17 protein-coding genes are annotated in these 23,342 nt (G+C 47.7%); 4 read left to right on the forward strand and 13 right to left on the reverse strand.

Annotation, left to right across the window (positions count from 1 at the left end):
• Nucleotides 1-37: 37 nt before the first annotated feature.
• The 5 genes from H7T88_RS15870 to H7T88_RS15890 all read right to left on the reverse strand — a co-directional run bounded on the left by H7T88_RS15870 (nt 38) and on the right by H7T88_RS15890 (nt 5,481).
• The gene (locus H7T88_RS15870; RefSeq protein ID WP_221789270.1) at nt 38-1,060 is read right to left on the reverse strand and encodes an ATP-grasp domain-containing protein; all 1,023 of its coding nucleotides are present in this window, start codon (nt 1,058-1,060) and stop codon (nt 38-40) included.
• A gap of 413 nt (nt 1,061-1,473) precedes the next feature.
• Complete coding sequence (locus H7T88_RS15875; protein WP_221789271.1) at nt 1,474-2,298, reverse strand: ABC transporter ATP-binding protein; 825 nt, start codon at nt 2,296-2,298, stop codon at nt 1,474-1,476.
• A gap of 13 nt (nt 2,299-2,311) precedes the next feature.
• Nucleotides 2,312-3,355, reverse strand: a complete 1,044-nt coding sequence (locus H7T88_RS15880) for a FecCD family ABC transporter permease (RefSeq protein WP_154891184.1) — start codon at nt 3,353-3,355, stop codon at nt 2,312-2,314.
• Nucleotides 3,352-4,365 carry a FecCD family ABC transporter permease gene (locus tag H7T88_RS15885; protein ID WP_221789272.1) on the reverse strand — a complete coding sequence of 338 codons (1,014 nt, stop codon included), beginning with the start codon at nt 4,363-4,365 and terminating at the stop codon, nt 3,352-3,354. Before H7T88_RS15885 ends, H7T88_RS15880 begins: the two co-directional genes overlap by 4 nt.
• Before the next feature lie 96 nt (nt 4,366-4,461).
• On the reverse strand, nt 4,462-5,481 hold the full coding sequence (locus H7T88_RS15890; RefSeq protein WP_154891182.1) for an ABC transporter substrate-binding protein: 1,020 nt from the start codon (nt 5,479-5,481) through the stop codon (nt 4,462-4,464).
• 479 nt (nt 5,482-5,960) lie between these two features.
• On the opposite strand from H7T88_RS15890, the gene H7T88_RS15895 reads away from it, so the two are divergent.
• The gene (locus H7T88_RS15895) at nt 5,961-6,536 is read left to right on the forward strand and encodes a hypothetical protein (protein WP_221789273.1); all 576 of its coding nucleotides are present in this window, start codon (nt 5,961-5,963) and stop codon (nt 6,534-6,536) included.
• Between the two features lie 217 nt (nt 6,537-6,753).
• Nucleotides 6,754-8,526, forward strand: a complete 1,773-nt coding sequence (locus H7T88_RS15900; protein ID WP_221789275.1) for a glycoside hydrolase family 13 protein — start codon at nt 6,754-6,756, stop codon at nt 8,524-8,526.
• Nucleotides 8,527-8,745: 219 nt separating this feature from the next.
• On the opposite strand, the gene H7T88_RS15905 is transcribed toward H7T88_RS15900, so the two are convergent.
• From H7T88_RS15905 to H7T88_RS15915, 3 genes are read right to left on the reverse strand one after another with little or no spacing between them, the layout of a single operon-like run.
• Nucleotides 8,746-10,098, reverse strand: a complete 1,353-nt coding sequence (locus H7T88_RS15905) for an ANL family adenylate-forming protein (protein WP_312027628.1) — start codon at nt 10,096-10,098, stop codon at nt 8,746-8,748.
• A complete protein-coding gene (locus H7T88_RS15910) occupies nt 10,095-11,519 on the reverse strand; it encodes a cysteine peptidase family C39 domain-containing protein (protein WP_221789277.1) in 1,425 nt (474 codons plus the stop codon). Before H7T88_RS15910 ends, H7T88_RS15905 begins: the two co-directional genes overlap by 4 nt.
• Entirely contained in the window at nt 11,516-12,913 is a 1,398-nt protein-coding gene (locus H7T88_RS15915; protein ID WP_260510947.1) for an alpha/beta hydrolase, read from the reverse strand. Before H7T88_RS15915 ends, H7T88_RS15910 begins: the two co-directional genes overlap by 4 nt.
• Nucleotides 12,914-13,412: 499 nt before the next feature.
• Between H7T88_RS15915 and H7T88_RS15920 the strand changes: the two genes are divergently transcribed.
• The gene (locus H7T88_RS15920; protein ID WP_221789279.1) at nt 13,413-15,569 is read left to right on the forward strand and encodes an alpha-amylase family glycosyl hydrolase; all 2,157 of its coding nucleotides are present in this window, start codon (nt 13,413-13,415) and stop codon (nt 15,567-15,569) included.
• 149 nt (nt 15,570-15,718) lie between these two features.
• On the opposite strand, the gene H7T88_RS15925 is transcribed toward H7T88_RS15920, so the two are convergent.
• From H7T88_RS15925 to H7T88_RS15940, 4 genes are all read right to left on the reverse strand, one after another.
• Complete coding sequence (locus H7T88_RS15925) at nt 15,719-17,005, reverse strand: MFS transporter (RefSeq protein ID WP_221789280.1); 1,287 nt, start codon at nt 17,003-17,005, stop codon at nt 15,719-15,721.
• 218 nt (nt 17,006-17,223) lie between these two features.
• Nucleotides 17,224-18,060 (reverse strand): sugar ABC transporter permease, encoded by an 837-nt coding sequence (locus H7T88_RS15930; protein ID WP_221789281.1) that lies wholly within the window; start codon nt 18,058-18,060, stop codon nt 17,224-17,226.
• Nucleotides 18,057-19,412 carry a carbohydrate ABC transporter permease gene (locus H7T88_RS15935; protein ID WP_090917488.1) on the reverse strand — a complete coding sequence of 452 codons (1,356 nt, stop codon included), beginning with the start codon at nt 19,410-19,412 and terminating at the stop codon, nt 18,057-18,059. The genes H7T88_RS15930 and H7T88_RS15935 overlap by 4 nt, the downstream gene beginning before the upstream one ends.
• 68 nt (nt 19,413-19,480) lie before the next feature.
• Nucleotides 19,481-20,770 (reverse strand): sugar ABC transporter substrate-binding protein, encoded by a 1,290-nt coding sequence (locus H7T88_RS15940; protein WP_221789282.1) that lies wholly within the window; start codon nt 20,768-20,770, stop codon nt 19,481-19,483.
• 448 nt (nt 20,771-21,218) lie between these two features.
• On the opposite strand from H7T88_RS15940, the gene H7T88_RS15945 reads away from it, so the two are divergent.
• On the forward strand, nt 21,219-22,253 hold the full coding sequence (locus H7T88_RS15945) for a LacI family DNA-binding transcriptional regulator (protein ID WP_154891249.1): 1,035 nt from the start codon (nt 21,219-21,221) through the stop codon (nt 22,251-22,253).
• 184 nt (nt 22,254-22,437) lie between these two features.
• On the opposite strand, the gene H7T88_RS15950 is transcribed toward H7T88_RS15945, so the two are convergent.
• Nucleotides 22,438-23,196 carry an SDR family oxidoreductase gene (locus H7T88_RS15950; protein ID WP_221789283.1) on the reverse strand — a complete coding sequence of 253 codons (759 nt, stop codon included), beginning with the start codon at nt 23,194-23,196 and terminating at the stop codon, nt 22,438-22,440.
• Between the last annotated feature and the right edge of the window lie 146 nt (nt 23,197-23,342).

A 23,342-nucleotide genomic window follows, 5' to 3' on the forward strand; every position in this document is an offset into this window, starting at 1 on the left:
AATTGCCTGTTCATTCGTTATTGAATAGTGCTAACCGCTAACTCTGACTGAGATATTCCAGATACTGACGCACAACGTCTCGTGTCGTGCCGCCATGTGGATATACATGGTGAGTGAGATCTGGCAAGGCGTTGACCTCCAGAATACCGCCCTGTTCGGTTGTAATAGGTACTCGAATGTCCTTACAGCGAACATCGATACCTGCAACGTCAATCTGGAGCGCTCGGGCTGCCTGTATCATCATGCGGGCATTATCCGGGTGAATGTCATCCGTACAATCGCTGTAAAATTCACTGATCTTTCCGGCTGCCGAATTACGGAGGTCATACAGTTCAATCTCCTGATCCACAGGAGACACGTCATTCAAAGCAAGTCCTTGCTTATGCAATGTATCCAGCAGATGAGTATTTTCTAGGTCAATCGCGGGGAAAGATTCGTACGCACCGATCTCTGTGTCCTGCATGCGGTTCCGGTTCAGCATTTCAATCCGTTCACGGACAGATGAGCTGCCGTTGCCCGTCACATACACAGGACGGTATTGGTTAACCGCCGCTACCTGTTCGTTGATAATTAACACCCGGTAGTCGGTTCCAATGACATATTGTTGTAGCAAAATGCTACTGCCATATTGGGTTGCGAGATGAATTGCCGCTTCCAACTCAGCAACGGTGCGTACATCCAGCGTAACCCCCTGACTGCTGCTCGAATCCAGTGGTTTGACTACGATGGAACTGTATTGATGAAGGAAAACTTCGGCCTCTTCTCCCATGGCCGCTACAACGATATGAGGGGGAACTGGCATCCCCTGTTCATGCAGGATCAGATTACATGCCTGTTTATTCTTGGCAAGCAGTCCTGCGATCAGCGGTAGCCGGTGAGTTCTCGTTTTGTTAATGATGATCTGTTTGTGCTCCAAGGACAGTTTTAGAAAATCCTCACAACCATCCACTAGCAACTCGCAGCCAATCCCCATCTCTCTTGCTTTGTTCAGAATCAGCCGATTCTGTAGATTCTCAAAACCTTCTGGAAATACGGAACATTTGGAACGAAGTAAATTCATATCCGACCTTCCTATCGGTTGATTTTATTGATAATGATTATCAGTATCACACAAAATCTATTTTATGGTAATTATTCACCCGTTGTCAATATGAAACTTTTAAGGAAAAAATATCTTTATTTCAGAAGGGTATTGGCATTGTAATCGTGGAGTATTGGCATACTTAGGCATAACAAACAAGGCAAGCTATGGAGTTTCCAAATCCTCTGCTTGCCCGTTTCGTTATCCCCATGACAATAAATTGATGGTACTGAGGAATAATTTTGGGGGTGGATGGCCGTAAGAACATGACGTATACGCCTGTGTCCATGATGCTATAAGAATCGTAGCATTTGCCAAAAAAGGCAAAGCAAACGTACCGATTCAGCATTACGGGTATTTTTGACCAACAGGTGCCTCGAAGCTCTTGTTTATCAAGCCATCTGTGTATAACGTTGCTGCGTTTCATGCAGCTTCCTGCCTCTTCCGTGCGGGATACAGGTGGGTGTACCGAATAACGGATCTACAGCAATGTCACACTCCATCTGAAAAACGTTTCGCACGAGGTCACGAGTGATAATATCCTCCGGTTTGCCCTCTGCGTAGATGGACTTGTTGTGAACCGCAACGATATGATGTGCGTATCGGCAAGCCAGATTCAGGTCGTGAAGCACCATCACGATGGTACGCCCTTCCCGTTCATTTAATTCAAACAGCAGGTCCAGAATATCAATCTGATGTGTCATATCCAGATACGTTGTAGGCTCGTCCAGCAGCAATGTTTCTGTACCTTGTGCCAAGGTCATCGCGATCCATGCACGTTGACGCTGACCACCGGATAACGCATCAACAGGACGATCTGCAAGTTCTGTCAGATGTGTGGACGCAAGAGCCAGTTCAACCATGCGCTCATCCTCACGCGACCATTGTTTAAGCCATGTCTGATGAGGATAGCGTCCTTGGCGAACCAGCTGGTTCACGGTCAAACCTTCCGGTGCCGTCGGTCCTTGGGGCAGAATAGACATGCGTCTTGAGATTTCTTTGGTGGGTAGCTTTGCAATCTCCTCACCATCCAGTAGCACAGTGCCTGAGTTGGACTTCAGCAGTCTTGCCAGCGTACGTAGCAGCGTCGATTTGCCGCAACCATTACTGCCGATCAGGACTGTAATCTCTCCCTTCGGAATGGTCAGGTTCAGGTTTTCAATAATCGGATCTGCTCCATAGGAGATGGTAAGCTCCTTGGCTTCCAGAATACTCACGGCTCTCTCCTCCTCAATAATGGTTTCGATTCTTAAATAATAGATACAGAAAAAACGGTGCTCCAATACCTGCGGTAAATACGCCTGCAGGGATATCCAGCGGCAGAAATACTGTTCGGGCAATGAGATCGGCTGTACATACCAATAAAGCACCTACAAAGCCGGATACCAGCAGCAAACTGCCAAACATCCGCCCTACCAGTTTTCGTGCAATATGAGGAGCAATTAAACCCACAAAGCCAATCGTACCTGCGACAGACACAGCAATCCCGGCGAGAAGCACACTGCATAATAACAAGGCAGATCGATGCCATTGCACCGTAACGCCAAGCCCTGTGGCAAGGTCATCTCCGAACTCCTGTGCATTCAAACTGCGACCAAACCACATGGCGAGGGGCAGGACGATGATAATCACAGGTAATATCGTCTGAATATCTGTCCATGTGGCTCCATAGATGCTTCCAGTTAGCCAGATATAAGCCTGACTTGCTGTATAAAAGGGGCTTAGAATCAACATAAAGGTCGTGCCAGCGCCCGTTATAGCCGATACGCCTATACCGATCAGCACCAGCCGGATCGGACTGACTCCTTTTTTCCAGGCCAAGATATAAATGATAAATGCTGTGACCATCGCACCCATGACCGCAAAAAGTGGTAGCAATTTAATGCTTACGGCTCCACCCAGTAATGTTACAAATCCTACAGCTGCCACTGCAGCACCACCAGTTATACCGATGACATCAGGTGAGGCAAGTGGATTACGGATAATTCCCTGGAGCAGTGCTCCCGACATTCCCAGTGCGGCCCCGACAAGCAGAGATAACAATACACGTGGAAGCCTGAGTGTCAGCACGACGAAATCATGCTCTCCTGCATTCAGTCCAAAGATGGTGCGAAGGACGTCCAGTGGAGAAATAAAGTCACTGCCTAAGCTTGTTCCGACTACCCCTGCTACCAGAAACAGAAGGACACATACAGCGATAACCATCACGGACTTACGTTCCACTTGAATGGAAACAGTATCTTTTTTATTCCGATACGTCAGCATCTTCCTCATATCTTCGTCACCCCCTTCCGGGCGATATAGATGAAGAAGGGTCCGCCGATTAATGCCGTCATTACACCCAGTGGAACTTCCTGCGGCATAATGACAAGCCTTGCTACGACATCAGCTGACATTAGCAATATCGCTCCACCCAAGAAGCAATACGGGACAAGCCAGCGGTAGTCATTACCAACAAATGCACGCATGATATGTGGTACGACCAGACCCACCAAACCTATGGAACCGGCAACTGCTACAGAACCACCCGCGAGTACTACCGTAACGATTCCCATCATCACTTTGACCAGAAGCACGTTCTGTCCCATGCCTTTGGCAATGTCATCCCCTGTTAATAACAAATTGATAGCTCTCCCCATAAATAACGACACCACTGCGGCTACCGCCATATAAGGTAAAACGGGATACAGCATTTCTAGTGTTCGCCCACTTACCGAACCGGCAAGCCAGAACAGAACATCCTGCAGTCCTGTGCCGTCCAGAACAAGAATCGCTTGCGTAAAAGAGGCAAACAAGGCTGAAATAGCGGTACCCGCTAATATAATTTTGATTGGCGTCAGACCATCACGCCCCAGTGAACCCAAACCATATACAATAGCTGCCGAGATTGCCGCTCCGGCAAATCCAAACCACATCATCGTGGTTAACGAAGACACGGACAATACGACAACAGCAATAACAATAAAGAAAATTGCACCTGCGTTGATCCCGAACACACTCGGGGAAGCGAGCGGATTACGCGTCAGTGCCTGCATCAGTCCGCCTGCAACAGCCAGACTTGCCCCTACAACAGCCGCAATAATCGTGCGTGGCAATCGCTCTGTCAGAAGAACCACATGCTCTACTAATGTTTCATCATAGGACTGAACCGCATCCCACAACATATGAAACGTAATCGGTGTGCGTCCCAGAATCATGCTGGCGGTTGCAGCGACTAGCATAAGAATGAACAAACCAACTAACCCGTATATTTTCGCACTTGCCTTGGTAAAAAGGGGAAACATACTCTCACTCTTTCATCTATGAAGTGAAACAGGACCTGCCTGCCCATACACTTTGCTAACGAAAGTTCTGGTGCATGGCAGATCCTGATCCGGTTATTATTTATTCAGGTTGAAGAGCTTGTATAGATCGTCCAGCATCATGTTGGCTGATGTATATCCGCCTGCCATGTTCCAGGCTACCTCATCGACCTGGTACAATTGATTGTTTTTCACAGCATCAAGGTTTTTCCAGAGCGGACTGCTCGTCCAATCTTTATAATTTTTCTCGATCGCAGCCGTATCCGTACCTGAATTGAAATTAAAAATCATGTCTGCATTCATATCCGGAATGGCCTCTTTGGATGTCAGTTCAACACCCCATTTATCTGCATCATGGCCCGCTGGTCTTGTAAATCCAAGTTCCTTCAGAATTTTACCTGCATAACCCATGTAGAAAATACGAACCTGATCTGCTCTGAAGTTAGTAATGGTTGCTTCAATCGGCAGACGGTCACCCATTTTCTCTTTGAAATCCGCTACGCGTGTCTCCCAATCGGCAAGTAGCTTATTCGATTGCTCTGTTTTGTTCATGGCTTCCCCGACCATCTTCAATGTTTCTTTCCAATCGAACAGCGTTTCGGTCACGACCGTTGGTGCGATCTGGGACAGCTGATCATAGATTTCTTCATCTCTAATTTTGGTAGCAATAATAAGATCAGGCTTCAACTTGTTGATTTCTTCCAGATTCGGCTGGGATTCCTGACCTACTTGCGGTACGCCATCCAGATCTTTACGCAGATATTCATATACCGGCTGCTGCACCCATGATTCCACGACACCTGCCGGTTTCACGCCAAGTGCAACAACGACATCATTCGCACCTTGGAACAGTGTCACGATTCGTTGCGGAGTTCCCGTGATCTTTGTTTCCCCCATGGCATGTTTGATTACCCGAGTCTCGTCTGTAGCTTTGACCGCTTGATCTCCATCCGTGCTACCTTCAGCACTTTTACCACTTGTTGCTGAGCTTGCTGTATTGGTTGTACCCGCACTTCCCCCTGAAGCACAGCCAGCCAGCAGCGAAATCATAAGAATAAGTGCTGCATAAATATATAACTTTTTGCTGAATCGAAACATGGAACCCGTCTCCCCTTTTCACTCTAAATGATATTGAATCTCATTATCAATTGTATTGTAATGGAGTTGGGTGATTTAGACAAGCACTTATTTGGAAAAATATTTACGATTCATATCCAGCTTCATTTATTCTATAAACGCCGCTATAAAAGCAAATTTCAGGTGAATACATATAATATAAATCGATATTATCCAACGTTGGTGTAACCACTTATGTCAATTGTCACCTACTTCTTCTGGTCCAAATACAACTTGAACTATCCTTCTATTTCATGATGTGACGGTATACAAGTAAATTAATATTTATACATAAAAGTCTTATATTTATGAATAATTTGACCGTACTTTGTACTTTTCGTACTTAGAGTCGGCTCATATAACTCATCATTTATTCCTAAATTATTCCTGTAAATAAAACTCTTCTTATGTTAGATTATCCCTTGGAATAAAATCACATATAGAGACAGGGGACGGACATTATGAAAAAAAATTGGATTCTTTCGATCCTGATGAGTATGGCGTTGATCGGCGGCATAGTTCTTCCAACAGGGCATTACGCTGCGGCAGCAGACAATTCCACTGTGATTTCGGACGAGGTAAACACGGAAGAGACAATCAACCAGGAAGAACAGGAACTTACGGCGGATGACCAAGATTTTCTGGATTATTTAGATGCATTGGAAGCAGCGGCTGTTTATGAAACGAAAGCTATAAACGCCATAGGCGGAAACACATACATCACCTCTGCCAATCGCAAATCTTTCTTTTTGACGTTAAACAACACAGCTATCCCGAATTACACAAAGTATGTTTCCATGCTAAAGCAGATCAAACCGGAGAATACGGAGTTGAAAAAAATCCATGACAAATTGATTAGAGGCAGCTACGCACAACTGGAAGGTTATCAGTTGTTCAAAAAGGCCGTGTCTAAAACAACAATAAACCGTACGTTCCTCAAGCAGGGCAATGACAAGATTGCTGCGGGTAAGAAGAGCATCGAGCAGTACCTCAAAGAAGTTAAGACATACGGAGAACAACTGGGATTCCAGATGTAGTATACTCCGCTCCATAATTAATTGATAATTAAGGAAAAAAAGTGTTTTCTTTCGCAAAAATAATTCGTATAATAACCGTATAATCAAAAGGCTATGCTGCCGAAAGGTACAACCTCGTGAACATGAGAGGTTGTGCCTTTTTTGCGTTTTATACGCGTTTTCCACGGCATTCTCTAGCCCTAATTTGCATTTAACCATGTGCCAAGGAGTGATATCTATGATTTTAGAAGCGATCTATCATCGTCCCAAACTGAACTGGTCTTATGCGTATAATCGCACAACCATGCATCTTCGTTTGCGCTCCAAACGGGGAGATTTGGATGCCGTCATTGCGATTACAGGGGATAAATATGCCTGGGATCGGACGATCACACATATTCCTATGCGAATTTTCGCCCGGGACGAAATGTTTGATTACTGGGAAGCCGAGACATCTCCGCCTTACCGCAGACTCCGTTATGCCTTTCAGCTAATCCAGGGGGAAGTTTCTGTGTGGATGACAGAGCGAGGATTTGAACAGGCACTGCCGGATCATCCGCTGGAAATGTTTGATTTTCCATTCATGAATCCGGTTGATATTTTTGAACCGCCTGCATGGGTTAAAAATGCTGTATTTTATCAAATTTTCCCCGAACGTTTTGCGAATGGCGACCCATCTCTAACGCCAGCAAATGCTGAGTCTTGGGGCGGTACGCCTACACCTACCAATTTCTTTGGCGGAGACCTGCAAGGCGTGATGGATCATCTGGATCATCTTCATAAACTCGGGATCACAGCCATCTATTTCTGTCCATTGTTCGAGGCCACGACCAACCATAAATACAACACCGCGGATTACTTGAAAGTTGATCCTCAGTTTGGCACGAATGAACAATTGAGAATGCTAGTGGACGCATGTCATGCTCGTGGTATACGAGTCGTTCTGGATGCTGTATTTAACCATTCGGGAAGAGAGTTTCCTCCTTTTGTCGACGTCATGAAAAATGGCGCTAATTCCCCTTATGCAGACTGGTTCTACATCAAGGATTGGCCGCCACGGGTTGAGGATGGCATTCCAACCTACGAAACCTTTGCCTTTGAGCCGCTCATGCCGAAGCTCAACACGGAGCACCCGGATGTCAAAGCGTACCTGCTTGAGGTTGCACGCTACTGGATAGAGGAGATGGATATTGACGGTTGGCGACTGGATGTGGCCAATGAGGTGGATCACCAGTTCTGGCGTGAATTCCGTCAGACGGTCAAAGCGATCAAGCCCGATGCTTATCTGCTCGGTGAAATCTGGCATGATTCATTAATGTGGCTGCAAGGCGACCAGTTCGATGCAGTCATGAACTACCCTTTTACCAACTCCGTACTGGATTATGCCGTGCACGGCAAGCTGGATGGACTCGGATTCGCCAACGAGATTGGCAAACTGCTTGCTGCGTACTCCCAACCCGTTACCGAAGCAGCGTTTAACCTGCTGGGCAGCCACGATACGCCGCGGTTACTGACGTTATGTGATGGCGATATACGCAAAATGAAATTGGCTGTCACGTTGCTTTTCTCCTATCCGGGTGCGCCTTGCGTCTATTATGGAGATGAGGTCGGACTGGACGGTGGATATGACCCGGGTTGCCGCAAATGTATGGAGTGGGACGTGGGCAAACAGAACCGGGAACTGCTTGAATTTTTCATCCATACGATTGAGGTACGAAAGAAACATCCAGCTTTGCGCAGCGCGGGGTTAAAGATTATGTATGCCGAAGCAGGTGATCCTTGCCTTGCTATGGAACGTGTGGATTCGGAGACGGGAGAACGTATGGTACTGGTGATCAATGCCAGTGATGAGCCTCGTACACTGGAGCTTGGATGGGGAGATCATAACGTATGGCGTGACTTGTATACTGCGGCTTCGGTTGAGGCAAGACAGAACAAGTTGACCTTGGAGCTCGGCGCATACGGCTTCTCTTTGTTGCAATGTGAGGCGAAACAGCCAGCAGAAGCATGATTTTGGTAAAGGGTAAAATTCCGAAGGGCTGAACGTGAATAACGTCCGGCCCTTTTTTGTATAAAAAGCACACCCTTACGTCTGAAGCAACGTCTCTCCTGTATGAACAAAAAAAACGCACATCCCTTCGGATTTATGCGTTCTCCAGTTCATGGATTGTATTGGATTCATCAGCCTGATCATCCTCTGATTAAGCGGTTACGCATGATCCGGCGGCGATCATACCGGCTTTCTGACCTTTTTCATACGGGAGCTGACGAGTGCTTCCTCTGTAATCACAATTTTCTGCGGAATTTTGTATGCAGGTAGTTTGTCTTGGCAATAAGTCCATATAGCCCTGCGAAGCTCTTTCAGTGAACTAGGGCCCGCGAGTCGCACTGTCGCTTTCACCTGCTGGCCTGTTATCCCGCTCACTTCTCCCGTAACTACCGCCGCTTCAATGCCATCCATCTCTTCAAGCACACTCTCCACTTCAGCAGGGTACACTTTCCAGCCACCTACGTTAATAATCTCGGAACGACGACCCAGGATGCGGATATATCCTCCCTCCACCACTGCCTCATCTCCCGTTCGCAACCAACCGTCTTCTGTAAAAGGAGACGGAGCATTCAGGTAACCCATCATCGCCGTTGCGGTATAAATCTGTAACTCCCCATCTACAAGCCGACACTTCACCTCGTCATCCTGAATGGAAAATAACAGCGAACCCGGTTCTTTAGAACGTGTTGGTAAAATCCCCAATTCGGACATGCCGTAAGCTTGAATCGTCCTGATCCTCGGAAAGCGCCGAGTCCAGGCTTCCAAAACCGACTCAGGCATTACTTCCGAGCCATAAGAGACCACTTCCAGGCTGGAAAGGTCGTAATGCTCATCTTGTTTTCCCAGAAGCAGCAGATTCATAAAAGTCGGGGATACGGGCAGCGCCTGTACACGATGTTTCTGAATGGTACGGCACACTTCCTCCGGAGTACGATTCGCCACAATACATAAGCAGCCGCCGCTGGATAGCGATTGTAACATGGTGTTCACCCCGCCGATGTGGTCAAACATCATGAAGGGTATGGTCCGTAGCGGACGCACCTGCCGCCGAAAGGACTGTAACAACCGGTCTGCCCGGTGAACCGTCGCCTTACTCACTCCCGTAGAACCTGAGGAGAACAGAACCAATCCGCCAATCTGCTCCAGTCGCAATTCAGTCAAAATGGATGGCATCGCTTCTACTTCATGAGTCTCGCGCACCTGTCTCACCACAAGCTTGCCGGCATCTACCCCCAAGCGCATAGCTACATGTGCCAACTTTACGTACTCGTCCCGTTTCGCTTCGACCAAATGACGATCGATCGGAAGCACGATGCACCCTGCTCCAAGCAATGCCAGCATTGCCGATGCTGCATAGGGAGAATAGTCCTCTTCCAATGTGACAACCCGCCCCGATATCCTCTCTCTCTCGATCCATTCTCCCATGAGAAAAATCTGACGAACCAGCCAGTCGTAACTGTACTCTTGCTCCTCCCAAATAAACGCCGGGTGCTGCATGTGAGCGGTAAAGCGCTCTAGCAAAAAATCAATCACCTCACACCCTCCCCATCACTGCCCAAGGTCTGCTGCTGTGCAAGATAATTCACCAGCGAGCCGACCGTCTGATACGGACTTTCCGGCAAGGAAGCAGCAGCAATCTCGGCGAGAGCGTTCCCCAGGCCTTTTCCCCAATGCTCTTCAATGCCCTGCTCTACCACAGCCAGTAAAGACACCAGTTCCAGTGAATTCAGTCGTCCATCCCGACCATATAGTGGTGCATTACCGCCCTCATCCAAGGCAATGAATGTGTTATGATACGCATTCAGCTCCCGGCAGCTATCCAGTACAATGCGTAGCAGAGCTGCCTTGTGTTCATTTTCGTTGTCTATATCTGTTTGGGATTGCCGCGGATATGTGGAAGCTTGAGGCAGTGCTTTTCTTAACGACGAATACCAGTTGTATTCATCTGCGGCTAGCTCTTGCACTACGCCTGACAACTGAGCTTGCCACCCTTCACGTTGCTTCATCCTTGCCACCTGAAGCAAACTATTGGCCTTTTCCCATCGGAGAATGATGTTCTCATATTCCTTGGCGTACTGGTCAAGCGGAGCACCCAGCCACTCAGCAGACTCCTTGAGCACGTCCCGGAAATAATATCGGCTCCACCGCATATCAAAAAGCAGACCCGATATTCGCGCTTCGCTCTCTGCATTCCCTCCTGCATTTCCTTCCAGTGCATCGATCAGACTGGTAGAGACAGCATGTCCAAAATAAAAACGCCGTGCTCCCTTCATGATCGTTCTACCTGTCAAAAATTCATGTACCTGAGTAGTCAATGCTTGGGCCAGCATCTCCCGGTACCCCTGCGAATCCAGCAGGACTTTGGCCTGAATATCCGTTGTTCCGTAGGTTCGCAGCGTCTCCTTCCGTTTAACCTCTGCAAGTTCAGGGATCGTTTGATGCCCTCTCCAAAAATCATGAAAAGCTGCATGTTCCACCTTGCCTTTAAACTTGTAAAACACAGGGTCGTAGACATACATATGGTCTTCATCCATGCCATACACGGCAAGCCAATGATCCATCAGGTAATGCCTTGAGCCTTGTTTGACATGTTTGTTAATATACTCGGGATTGTGATAGTCGTCGCAATAAGGCAGATGATAGCTGGTGCCTGTGGCCAAAAAAAGCCCGCCCGTTTCAAGCTGCCGCCGAATCTCTATTTTTCCTTCCTCAAAGCTGCCCAGCTCCCGCTGATTATTGATCTTCCAGATCGGTTCCTCATAATCCAGCTTGTGAAAATACGTCTTCACAAAGCCATTATCTTCGCATGATGGCAGCGTATATAATCGGCTGGCAGCCAGCATGGCAAGACTTGAAACGGAGCCTTGCCGCTCAAGCACTTCATGAATCAAGGGGAAATTGCATGGATAATAGTAAGGGATGTCCAGTGTTGGAGCGAAGGAATGGATTATCATTTGAGGGAGCCTCCTATTTCTACTTTGGCAGATGCACTGCCCCAAGCCTGAATATGATAGTGGAGAGACATGTCTTCGATTGCACGAAATTTTCGATTGGCTATGGGATTGCCTTCCTGATCCGTCTCGAATTGCCGGAAACCACGGGTAAAACGGAAAGAGAAGCCACTGTCTCGCGGAATAAGATAACAGCCTTCATAGTGACCATCACCTGCATGCGCAAGCTTCATGCCCATCCCGCCGTAGATGAATTCTTCCCATGGCTCCGATGACCTGAAAGTTGGTGTAAGCTTTGCCTGCATACAGACCTGTACAACGGGGGTTAGTTCAGATATAACCCTGTAATCTCGTGTAGCCGTTAAATCACCCGATTCCAGCGTAATTGTAGCACTCCCTATGGCCTGAGGAATCAGCGTACCGTCTGCAAGAACCTGAAGAACTTCGGGATGACTTGAAACATACTCTCCGCTTAGCAAGGTCTGACTCAGACCGTTATCACACTGGAACCGCGCCTGAACCCTCACCTGCATTCCACCTTCTAGTCCGATGACATCTCTGCCATATAGCTCTAATGAAGTCGGTTGCCCTTCTTGGCCGAACATGTACAACAGGGGGAATTGCACTCGCGCTCCCCAATCCGCTTCCTGATGGCAAGCGTCTGCCTGTTCGAAGTAAGCCAGCTTTTTTGCGTCCGCTCCCCGATCCAGCATCTTCTGTACAACCCTTCTTACCTGTTCAGGCAAGAACAGTCCTTCGGTGTCTCCAATATCCACCCACATGTTCACATCCGGAATGCTATCCGGCAGTCGGTACATGTTTTTCTCCCGCAGTCCATTCTCAGCTTGTTCATCCAATTGTGCATCCACAAAGTACGGAGACATCATGATCAGCTTGCCAAACACATTGGGATGACGCATCCCGATATGCAAGGTGCATAATGCAGCCGCCGAGGAACCGAGTAATCCCGTGTTATCTCTATCCCTTTTTGTCCGGTATCGCTGATCAATCATCGGTTTAAGCTCATCAATAATAAATTGCTCGTATTCAATTCCGGAGCCTCCTATGCCGATTGCTTCCTGCTCAGCATCAACGTAGTGATAGAACTCGTTGCGGGTAACCGGACGAACGTGGGCAATGGCAACAATAATGATGGGTTCAATCCGGCCAGCAGAGATGAGTTTATCTGCTGCCAGGTCAAGTTGCCACGTTTCGTTTCCCGGACTGGATGGCCCAAAAGCCCGCTGTCCTGCATGAACGTACAACACCGGATAATGCCGTTTAATCTGCTCCTCGTAACCTGACGGAAGATATACGTAAATGTTTCTCTTATTGCCGAGCTGCGATGCCTGAATGTTTTTCAGACACGCTATAACCGATCCTGTGCTCACTGCCATCAACCGCCTCTCTCTTCCTTTTCCCTCAGGACAAACTAACTAAGCAAACCTCCCCCGGATTCTGCTGTGAATCCTAGGTGACAACAAACAACCCCGCCTCAGGAGAGACGGGGTTGTCCCGGATAGGTCAGCTGAATTACAAGCTGATCCGGAAAGCATAGCCCTTAATTTGATTGAATCTGCGAATAGTTTAAATCGAGCGGGATACTTTTGTAAATATAAAAATAGAAAAAAAATACTCAGAAAAAAGTTATTGACATAAAAACCAAATTTTCTTAAGATAGCGTTGTGATCATAACTCGAGGGCTATGCTTTTAAACCCCAGTGGTTTAGGACAACCCCGGTAACTCCCATGGAGATACCGGGGTTGCCTGCGTTTGCGCCTGGAAGGAGGAATCCAAACATCTCAGTGAATCAACCTGTACTATTGTAAGCGCTACAATTCAAAGTCCGTTGGTTGTTTATCAAAAACTACTACATTCACGAAGGGTGGATTACCATGTTTCAAATGGCCAAACGCGCATTCCTCAGCACTACACTGACCCTCGGCTTGCTTGCCGGCAGCGCCCTGCCGTTCTTGCCAGCTTCCGCTGTATACGCCGATCCGGACACCGCTGTGACCAACAAACAGAGCTTCAGTACAGATGTGATTTACCAAGTATTTACGGATCGCTTTTTGGATGGCAATCCCTCCAACAACCCCACCGGAGCCGCTTATGATGCCACATGCAGCAATTTGAAGCTGTACTGCGGAGGAGACTGGCAAGGGTTAATCAACAAAATCAACGATAACTATTTCAGTGATCTGGGTGTCACAGCGTTGTGGATATCCCAGCCTGTCGAAAATATTTTTGCGACGATCAACTATAGCGGCGTAACCAATACTGCCTACCACGGCTACTGGGCTCGAGACTTCAAAAAGACCAATCCGTACTTCGGCACGATGGCGGACTTTCAGAACCTGATTACGACGGCTCATGCCAAAGGCATCAAGATTGTCATTGACTTTGCACCGAATCACACCTCTCCAGCGATGGAAACCGACACCTCTTTTGCCGAAAATGGCAGACTGTACGATAACGGTACACTGGTAGGCGGTTATACCAATGATACCAACGGGTACTTCCATCACAATGGCGGTTCCGATTTTTCTTCTCTGGAGAACGGCATCTACAAAAACCTGTATGACCTGGCCGACTTCAACCACAATAATGCGACCATCGACAAATACTTCAAAGATGCGATCAAACTGTGGCTTGATATGGGCGTTGACGGTATTCGGGTGGATGCGGTGAAACATATGCCTCTCGGCTGGCAAAAGAGCTGGATGTCCTCCATCTACGCACACAAACCCGTGTTCACTTTTGGAGAATGGTTCCTGGGATCAGCTGCATCCGATGCAGATAACAATGACTTTGCTAACAAGTCTGGTATGAGCCTGCTCGACTTCCGCTTTAACTCTGCGGTGCGTAATGTGTTCCGTGATAACACGTCCAACATGTACGCTCTGGATTCCATGATTAACAGCACAGCTACGGACTACAACCAAGTGAACGATCAGGTGACGTTCATCGACAACCATGATATGGATCGTTTCAAAACAAGCGCGGTCAACAATCGCCGTCTGGAACAGGCTTTGGCCTTCACATTGACTTCACGTGGTGTACCTGCCATCTACTATGGTACTGAACAGTATTTGACGGGGAATGGCGATCCGGATAACCGTGCCAAAATGCCTTCGTTCTCCAAATCCACTACAGCTTTTAACGTCATAAGTAAACTCGCGCCTCTGCGCAAATCCAATCCGGCCATTGCCTACGGTTCCACACAGCAGCGCTGGATTAATAATGATGTATATGTTTATGAGCGTAAATTCGGCAAGAGCGTAGCCGTTGTCGCGGTAAACCGCAATCTTTCCACGTCAGCAAGCATTACAGGATTAAGTACTTCCCTGCCTACAGGCTCATACACGGATGTACTTGGCGGGGTGCTGAACGGAAATAACATCACCTCCACGAACGGCAGTATTAATAACTTTACCCTTGCTGCGGGCGCAACGGCAGTATGGCAATACACAACTGCCGAAACAACACCAACCATCGGTCATGTTGGTCCGGTTATGGGGAAACCCGGTAATGTGGTGACAATTGATGGCCGTGGATTCGGCTCGACGAAAGGCACGGTCTACTTCGGCACTACAGCGGTTACCGGAGCAGCGATTACGTCTTGGGAAGATACACAGATTAAAGTAACCATCCCTTCCGTTGCCGCTGGCAACTATGCAGTCAAAGTTGCCGCGAGCGGAGTAAACAGCAATGCTTACAACAACTTCACCATCCTGACTGGCGATCAGGTCACCGTTCGCTTCGTCGTAAACAATGCGTCCACAACGCTTGGACAGAACCTCTATTTGACAGGAAATGTGGCTGAACTGGGTAATTGGAGCACCGGTTCGACTGCCATTGGACCAGCATTCAATCAGGTCATTCATCAATACCCAACCTGGTACTATGATGTCAGCGTACCGGCAGGCAAACAGCTGGAGTTCAAATTTTTCAAGAAAAACGGTTCAACGATTACATGGGAAAACGGCTCTAACCACACATTCACTACACCAGCAAGCGGAACAGCCACCGTTACGGTGAACTGGCAGTAAGAACTTCATATCATTGAATACACAAGCTAACCCGGAATACGCAAATGTAGCGTATATTCCGGGTTTTTGCTATGCGATCGGATCGGTGACAGAGGATGTTTCGTTAAGATCTTATTAAAAGAACCGCCTGTCTTCATTTGTATGAATAACTAAGTATAGGTTCGAATGGACTTCAAGGTTGTGATGGCAACGATTCCTGTTGCAAGCAACATCATCCCTACGCCTTCCAATACGGCGGCGGCACCCCAGTGATCCGCGAAGATCGAGACTACCGTCAGGCCCAGGATCGGCGCCGTACTCGTAATGGTGCCAACGACACCATAAACGCTACCCTGCATCTCATCTGGCACGGCGGTGCGAAGCATAATCTGGGTGAGCATCGTGCAACAGGCAAACATGGCTCCTCCACCTATGATAAGCGGCAAGGCCATGAGAGGCGAGGATACATTCGCCAGAAGCATATAAACAGGCCCTAACACAAGTAAGCCGATAAAGACCCAGCGCCCGCGATGTTTCAATCTTTTTCCCGAAGCAATCAATACCCCTGATCCAATCATGTATCCCAGAGGAATACAGGTCTCGATCAAACCAAATTGAACTGGATTCGCCTTCCATACGTTAACAGCCATCACCTGAATGAGCATCATGGCTGACATAAAAAAGAGAAGTATCAGCGGATTGAGTAATACAATGGAACGAATGAGTCGACTCCGATAGATGTAAGCAAACGAACTGCGCCACGCCTGTGCAAAAGATTTCGGGTCACCACTGGCACGCATCACCTGTGGAAAACGCCCTGCCAGCAGCACACAGATTGCAGACAATAGGAAAGTTGCCCCCGTGATCAGGATGGCGACAAAACCGCCGAACGCAGCTACAGCGACCCCGGCTGCCGCCAAACCACTGATACGAGCCAGATTGTCCACCAGATGAATGGTACCCGTTGCCTGCTGGATGCGCTCTTTACCCACGATGCTCGCAGCGGAAGCATGAAATGCCGGAGCCTGAAACAGACTGGAAAACATCGATAATGAGAGCAACAACAGCAATACAGGAAAAGGTACATGCCAGCTGAACAGGCTAACTGCAACCAGCAAAGCGATCACACCGCGAAACACGTCTGAAGCCAGCATCAGCTTCCTTCGATCCAGCCGATCGGCCACCGTACCCGCTACTGATCCAAATAGAAAACTGACCACCATATTGCAGATCTGCACAGCAGCCATGCTCTTAGCACTGCCCGTTGTCTGAAGTACCCACAGGCTGATGGCAATACTATTAAAACAGTCACCAAAAACAGATATGCCATACCCGTACAGGATTCTGCGGAACGTCCTGTTACACCATAGGGTGCGCGGAGCTTCACTGCTCTGCAGAGTAGCTTGTCCCCCTGGATAGACTGTAGCTTCAGGCTCACTGGAAGGGTTCATGCCCATACATCACCTTCCTCCTTTTTCTTCATTAGAAGCCCTCGACAAGCAAGCCTTAATCAGAAAGCCTGGATATAATTCTCCCTAAGCACAAGCAGACACTTCCGAAGCATGGTCAGTCAACAAAGACATGACGTTGCGGAAGTGCCTGGTTGAATTGCCGCAACTGCGGCTTATCTTGCCATTGCTGCGGCTGACTATGCTGTTGAAGGCACGGTGTCTTCTTACCCTTTGGACGCCCCTGTGGTCAGCCCCTGAACGAGGAAACGTTGCAGGAATACAAACAACAAAGTAATTGGAATAGCAATCAGTACAGCTCCTGCAGCAAACATCGTGAAGTTACTGTCCTGATATCGATTCACGAGATCCCACATTCCTACAGCCAGAGTCCAATTTTCTTTGGTACGCAGCACGAGTCGGGCAAAAATAAAATCCATCCACGCCCCCGTGAAGCTGGTTAAGGCAACGTAAGTTAGCATCGGCTTGGATAATGGGAGGATGATGCTGGTGAACACACGCAGATGACTGGCACCATCGATACGAGCTGCTTCATCCAGACTGCGCGGGATGGTGTCAAAGAAACCTTTGACGATGAATCCGCCCAGCACTGCCCCTGAGGAATAGACCAGAATAAGCGCAGCATGCGTGTCGAGCAGTTTGATTTGTAGCAAAATAATATAGATGGCAATCATGCTCATGAAGCTTGGGAACATGCCCAGAATGAGCATGGTGGACAGAATCGTTTTACGCCCCCGAAAACGGAACCGGGATAACGCGTACATGCCCAGCGTCACCATTAATGTGGAGAAAATCATCGTGAAGAATGCGATTTTCAGCGTATTCATATACCATCTGCCGTACATAAAGGACGGATTGTTAAACAGCTCTCCATAGTGAGAAAGAGTGAAGCTTTCCGGCCATAAGCGTTCACTGAACAATGCCGCGCCGGGACGCAGGGACGACAGAAAAATCCATAAAACCGGATATACGGATACGACGGCAATAATCACTAAAAGCACGTAACTGAGTGTCAAACGAATTGGATTGTTGCGTTTCTTCATTGGATCATGTCCTCCTCCTTGAATGATTTGGAGCGGCGGAAATTCCAGATGGAGAAGGTAGCAATAATCAGGAAGATGATAATACCTACCGCAGAAGCCATATTGAATTTATTATTGTCGAGTGTGAGTTTGTAGAGCCAGGTCACCAGCAAATCCGTTGCCCCTGCATACTGATAGTCTCCTCGAAGCGGGTTACCGTTCGTTAACAGGAAAATGACGTTGAAGTTGTTGAAGTTTCCGGCAAACTGCATAATCAGCACCGGTGTCGTGGCAAATAAAATGAACGGCATCGTAATAATCTTGAACTTCTGGAACGCAGAAGCGCCATCCACTTCGGCTGCCTCATACAGATCACGCGGAATAGCGGTAAGCACACCCAAAATGAGCACCATGCTGACCGGAATACCAATCCACATGTTGACGACAATGACAGTAACTTTGGCCCAGAAAGGGTCCGTCAGCCAAGGCAAGCCTTCCAGTCCGAATGCTCGCATATACGTATTGATCGGTCCAAACTGACCGTTGAACAGATTGCGCATCAGTAGTAGCGAGATAATCTGTGGAATGGCATAAGGCAAAATAAAAATGGTACGCCACAACTTTTTGAAGCGGATGCCTTTCTGTTCAATTAACAAAGCTACAAGCACTCCGCCGAAGTACGTCGTTACTGTCGCCAAGACTGCCCAGATGACTGTCCAGGTGAGCACGCCGTAGAACGTCTGGCTCCAGGATTTGAGCTGGATCAGATCCGTAAATGTTTTGAACCCTACCCAGTCCACCAGTTTGGCTGGTGGAATATGATCCGGTGCCGCATAGTTCGTAAACGCAATCGTAACGGTGAACAGAATCGGCATGATTGTAAAAAACAGAATACCGAGTGCCGGGATGGACAGGAACAGATACGGAAAATTTTTGTCCATTACATTGCGCATCGTTGCCGCGGCTCCCAGCGTCGGTTTCCCTTGCTCTCTTGCAAGTCCGGTCATATACGCATCCCGGATATTCAGAATGTAAACAAGCACAAACACAAAAAAGACCAGCAGCACAATAATTCCGTCAAGCAACAAAAAGATAGAATGGTCGCCCTTTTGAAGCACCGTTGAACCGTTCACTTTCACAAAACGCTGTGTATTCTCCCCCAGTGTCCATATTCCCCATACCGCTTGGGACAGCCGAGGAAGCAGGTATGCAAGCCCTGCTCCCTCCAGCAGCAATAGAATAATACCTTTAATCCACTGCCGATTGTATAACTGTCCGAGACCTTGCAGTATGATGGAGCATATGGCTGCTGTCATCCGGTGCTGCTTTTCCCGATTGGGCTGGGCAGACACCGGGACATGCTGTTGCCGCATATGCTCCCTCCTCTCCGTTTGGTATCATTCATCGTTCACCGTTCATTCGTGTCATCGCTGTTTCGTCATTATTGTGTGGTTGCCAGGCTCTCCTTAATCTGTTTCACAGCATTGTCAAGGGAGGCTTTCACATCCTTGCCGCTATCCCAAATATCTGTAATAGCTGACGATATAGGTCCCCATACACTGTCCATGGCTGGAAGGGAAGGCATCGGTGTTGAGTTGTTGAATTGTTCAAGGAAGGCTTTGTTGATCGGATCTTCCTGTACTTTGGCGTCTGCCGCCACATTTTTGTTCGCTGGAAGCGTACCGTTCATGTCAAAGTTCTCCATCTGGGCTTCTTCGTTCGAGAGGAATGCGGCCAGCAACTTGGAAGCATTAGGATACTGGGTAAACGCATTGACGTAATAGGCTTTGACACCCGAGAAGGAAGTCATCGGCTTGCCATCAATAGCGGGAAGCGGAGCAACTCCAAAATCAATTCCGGCGTTGCGATAGTCGGCAATGGTCCAAGGTCCGTTAATATCCATGGCCAGCTTGCCGCTGGAGAACAGTCCCTTTTTGATATCGTAGTTCACATCGCCCATCTTGAGCGGCAGCACTTCAGCCTTCAGCTTTTGGAGGAATTCTCCCCCCTTCTGCGCTCCTTCGTTGTTCAAACCGAGGTCACTGCTATCCATCCCGTTGTCCCCAAAGATATATCCACCCTGAGACGCTAGGAAAGCATAGTTATAATAGAATTGTTGTAATTCCCACATCAGCGCATACTGATTGGATTTGGTATTGTTAAACGTTTTGGCAAAATCGATAATTTCATCAAAGTTTTTCGGTGCTTCAGGGTACAAGGCTTTGTTGTAAAAGAGGGCATACGTTTCGACGCTGTACGGATATCCGTATAAAATGTCTTTGAACGTCACCGCTTTCAGCGCATTCTCGCTGATATTAGCTGTGGTCTCAGCTTCGAAGATATCATTAGGCAAAATAAGTCCTGCTTCCGAGGCGCTTCCAATCTTGTCATGCGGGAACACAACGACATCCGCAGCAAGCCCGGCAGGGCCATCCGTCGTTAACTTGGTTACCTGATCTGTTGGCGGTAATTCCTCCATTTTGACCGTGACGCCATATTTTTCTTCGAATTTTTTGACTCGTTGCTGAATAAAGCTACTCTGGTTTTTATCCTCCCAGATCACCAGTGTTGCGCCCTCTTCTGGCTGGAGATTCTCAGCAGTCAGCTGCACGGTATCCTCTGGATTATCACTTGGCGCTGCAGAAGTAGAACTTCCTCCTCCTCCGGTTGAACATGCAGCTAGTGTAAAAGCCATTCCGATGGACAGAACTGTGCCTTGCCATTTTCTCATGTGAAATGTCCCCTTTCCCTCTGTGTAGTTCAAGAAAATTTTGCGCTTTTCACCCTTTAAACGCCGTAGATTGTCAGGATTTGTGTTCCATGTGAATCGTTGTACAAACGTTTGCTCAAAACGAAACACAATGTCACTGATGCATTCGATATGTAGGGGTAAATGAGTTAAAAGTATGTAAATTCAATGATGTAAGCGCTATAATATATACCACATCATACAATATCGCACTTTATTTGTACAAACGTTTGCACAAGCTGTATTCCTTCAAATTTAACCATATCCTAAATTTTGTTCACAGTAATTTCCTATTTCCTTGATCTAACTCTATCTTCCTTTATTTTGCTCCACTTGCATTCCGGGTTAACGAGTTAACAATTGATTTCTGGTACCCTTTGCATTACCATAGGAGAATGTTGAAATGATTGAATCAGAAGGGGTTTTTTACATGATTACGATCAAGGATATTGCCAAATTGGCGGGTGTTTCCCCTTCTACAGTGTCACGGGTGATTTCAGGCCATCCCAGAATCAGTACGGAAACATCTCTTAAAGTTAAACAAATTATGAAAGAACTTAATTATCATCCCAATATGATGGCTAAGAGCCTTGTATCCAAAACAACACAGACGCTTGGAATTATGCTGCCCCGTCCTGCGGAGGAGCTTTTTCAAAATTATTTCTTTGGAGAGTTGTTGCGCGGCATTATTACCCACGCGACTCGTAACAACTATGAGTTACTGCTGTCCACCGAGACGTCCTCCGATGATGAATTACAGGCCATTTCCCGTCTCGTGCATGGTCGCAGGGTCGACGGTATTCTGTTGCTCGGTTCCAAACGGGACGATCCCATCATCTCTTTTCTCGAAGAGGAAAAATTCCCGTTTGTTCTCATTGGCCGAAGTGAGACACATCCGAATGCCCCTATGGTCGACAACGATAATGTGCAGACCGCGTATGATGCAACGCAGCATCTTATTGCACAGGGACACACACGCATCGGCTTTGTGAGCGGCCCGCCTGATATTACGTTATCGCATGATCGCATGCGTGGATATCGGAAGGCTCTTGAAGAATCCGGATTAACGGCAACGAACGACTGGATCGTGGAGGGTGAATTCTTACAGGAAAGCGGCTTCCGGGCAATGTCCCTTTTTATGTCGCTGCCCGACAGGCCTACCGCCATTGTAGTTATCGATGACAATGTCGCTTTCGGTGTGTTAAGAGCACTTGCGGAGCTGGGATATCGAGTGCCTGAGGATATCAGTGTGGTCAGTTTTAACAATATCGCGTTGTCCGAACTTGCTTCACCTCCGCTCAGTTCCATTGATATTGGCACATACCAGCTCGGGTATACCGCAGTTCAGGTTTTACTAAAAATTCTCGGCAACGAGCCTCTCGCTCAGAACCCGGTTATTATCCCGCACCGCCTGATTGTACGTGAGTCCTCCCTATATTTGAAGGCAAAGCCCTTCCTGAGTTAAGCGCTCTACCTCATCTTTTGGGAAGTGCAAACGTTTGTCCTTTTAACAACTCAGGCAAGATCTGTGATGAGCACAGATGCCAAAGAAGCCGCATTTCTGCGGCTTTTTCTTCACTTTATTTCCCTGTCCTTGCTAAGCGTCAGTACTATTTCCCGTTCCTAAGCACAATTAATTTACCAACAAATTAATACGAACTCCAGCCTGCATCAGCCGTAATGACAGTCCCATTTACAAAACTGGACTCGTCCGATCCAAGGAACAGAGCCACTTTGGCAATCTCTTCACTCGTTCCTACTCGCGGGTTGATCGCCATCCCCTGCTGCTGCCGTCCCGCACCGAACGGGTTAATGCCTGTCATGGATGCCCCGATGTTAGTCGCAACCGCTCCGGGTGCAATGGCATTACAACGAATGCCTTGCTCGGCATACATGTATCCTGTATTTTTGGTAAAGCCCACCACAGCGTGTTTGGAAGCGGTATATGCCGCTCCTGCCCGTCCACCGTGCAAGCCCCCTGCTGAAGCAATATTCACAATAACCCCTTGCTGTTTCTCCAGGAAAATTGGCAGTACTTTGCGTGTGGTTCGCATCACACTTGTTGTGTTCACGGCAAAAACCTTCTCCCACCGCTCATCGCTAATATCCGCAGCTGGCTCCATCCCATCCATGATCCCCGCATTGTTGACCAGAATGTCTACTGTACCGTATTTACTCACCGTTTGATCAATAAGTTGCTGTACATCTTCCTCTTTCGCTACATTAGCCAGAAGAACGAAGGCTTCTCCACCGTTTGCCTGAATCTCTTGAACGACAGCCTGAGCAGCTTCTTCGTTAATATCGGAAACAACGACCTTGGCTCCTTCTTGTGCATACAATGTGGCAATGGCTTTGCCCATTCCTGATCCTGCCCCTGTGACAATGGCCACTTTATTTTGAAGTTTCATTTGTCTATTCCTCCTTTAAAATGTATTCGCTTACATAAAGATAACAAACAAATGTTCATTATCTCTTATCCTTAGTATAATAAGTCATAGCTTTTCGATACAATCAGTAAAAGCCTGTCCAAATGTACGTTAAACAACAGGCTCTC

The sequence above is a fragment of the Paenibacillus cucumis (ex Kampfer et al. 2016) genome, from assembly GCF_019748695.1.
Taxonomy (GTDB): domain Bacteria; phylum Bacillota; class Bacilli; order Paenibacillales; family Paenibacillaceae; genus Paenibacillus; species Paenibacillus polysaccharolyticus.

Bases quoted from the DNA above. Each gene is read 5' to 3' on its own strand.
- H7T88_RS15945 (WP_154891249.1), top strand. From the start codon at position 21,219: ATGATTACGATCAAGGATATTGCCAAATTGGCGGGTGTTTCCCCTTCT.
- H7T88_RS15890 (WP_154891182.1), bottom strand. From the start codon at position 5,481: ATGTTTCGATTCAGCAAAAAGTTATATATTTATGCAGCACTTATTCTT.
- H7T88_RS15940 (WP_221789282.1), bottom strand. From the start codon at position 20,770: ATGAGAAAATGGCAAGGCACAGTTCTGTCCATCGGAATGGCTTTTACA.
- H7T88_RS15950 (WP_221789283.1), bottom strand. From the start codon at position 23,196: ATGAAACTTCAAAATAAAGTGGCCATTGTCACAGGGGCAGGATCAGGA.
- H7T88_RS15910 (WP_221789277.1), bottom strand. From the start codon at position 11,519: ATGATAATCCATTCCTTCGCTCCAACACTGGACATCCCTTACTATTAT.
- H7T88_RS15870 (WP_221789270.1), bottom strand. From the start codon at position 1,060: ATGAATTTACTTCGTTCCAAATGTTCCGTATTTCCAGAAGGTTTTGAG.
- H7T88_RS15930 (WP_221789281.1), bottom strand. From the start codon at position 18,060: ATGAAGAAACGCAACAATCCAATTCGTTTGACACTCAGTTACGTGCTT.
- H7T88_RS15885 (WP_221789272.1), bottom strand. From the start codon at position 4,365: ATGTTTCCCCTTTTTACCAAGGCAAGTGCGAAAATATACGGGTTAGTT.
- H7T88_RS15880 (WP_154891184.1), bottom strand. From the start codon at position 3,355: ATGAGGAAGATGCTGACGTATCGGAATAAAAAAGATACTGTTTCCATT.
- H7T88_RS15920 (WP_221789279.1), top strand. From the start codon at position 13,413: ATGTTTCAAATGGCCAAACGCGCATTCCTCAGCACTACACTGACCCTC.
- H7T88_RS15935 (WP_090917488.1), bottom strand. From the start codon at position 19,412: ATGCGGCAACAGCATGTCCCGGTGTCTGCCCAGCCCAATCGGGAAAAG.
- H7T88_RS15900 (WP_221789275.1), top strand. From the start codon at position 6,754: ATGATTTTAGAAGCGATCTATCATCGTCCCAAACTGAACTGGTCTTAT.
- H7T88_RS15925 (WP_221789280.1), bottom strand. From the start codon at position 17,005: ATGGGCATGAACCCTTCCAGTGAGCCTGAAGCTACAGTCTATCCAGGG.
- H7T88_RS15895 (WP_221789273.1), top strand. From the start codon at position 5,961: ATGAAAAAAAATTGGATTCTTTCGATCCTGATGAGTATGGCGTTGATC.
- H7T88_RS15915 (WP_260510947.1), bottom strand. From the start codon at position 12,913: ATGGCAGTGAGCACAGGATCGGTTATAGCGTGTCTGAAAAACATTCAG.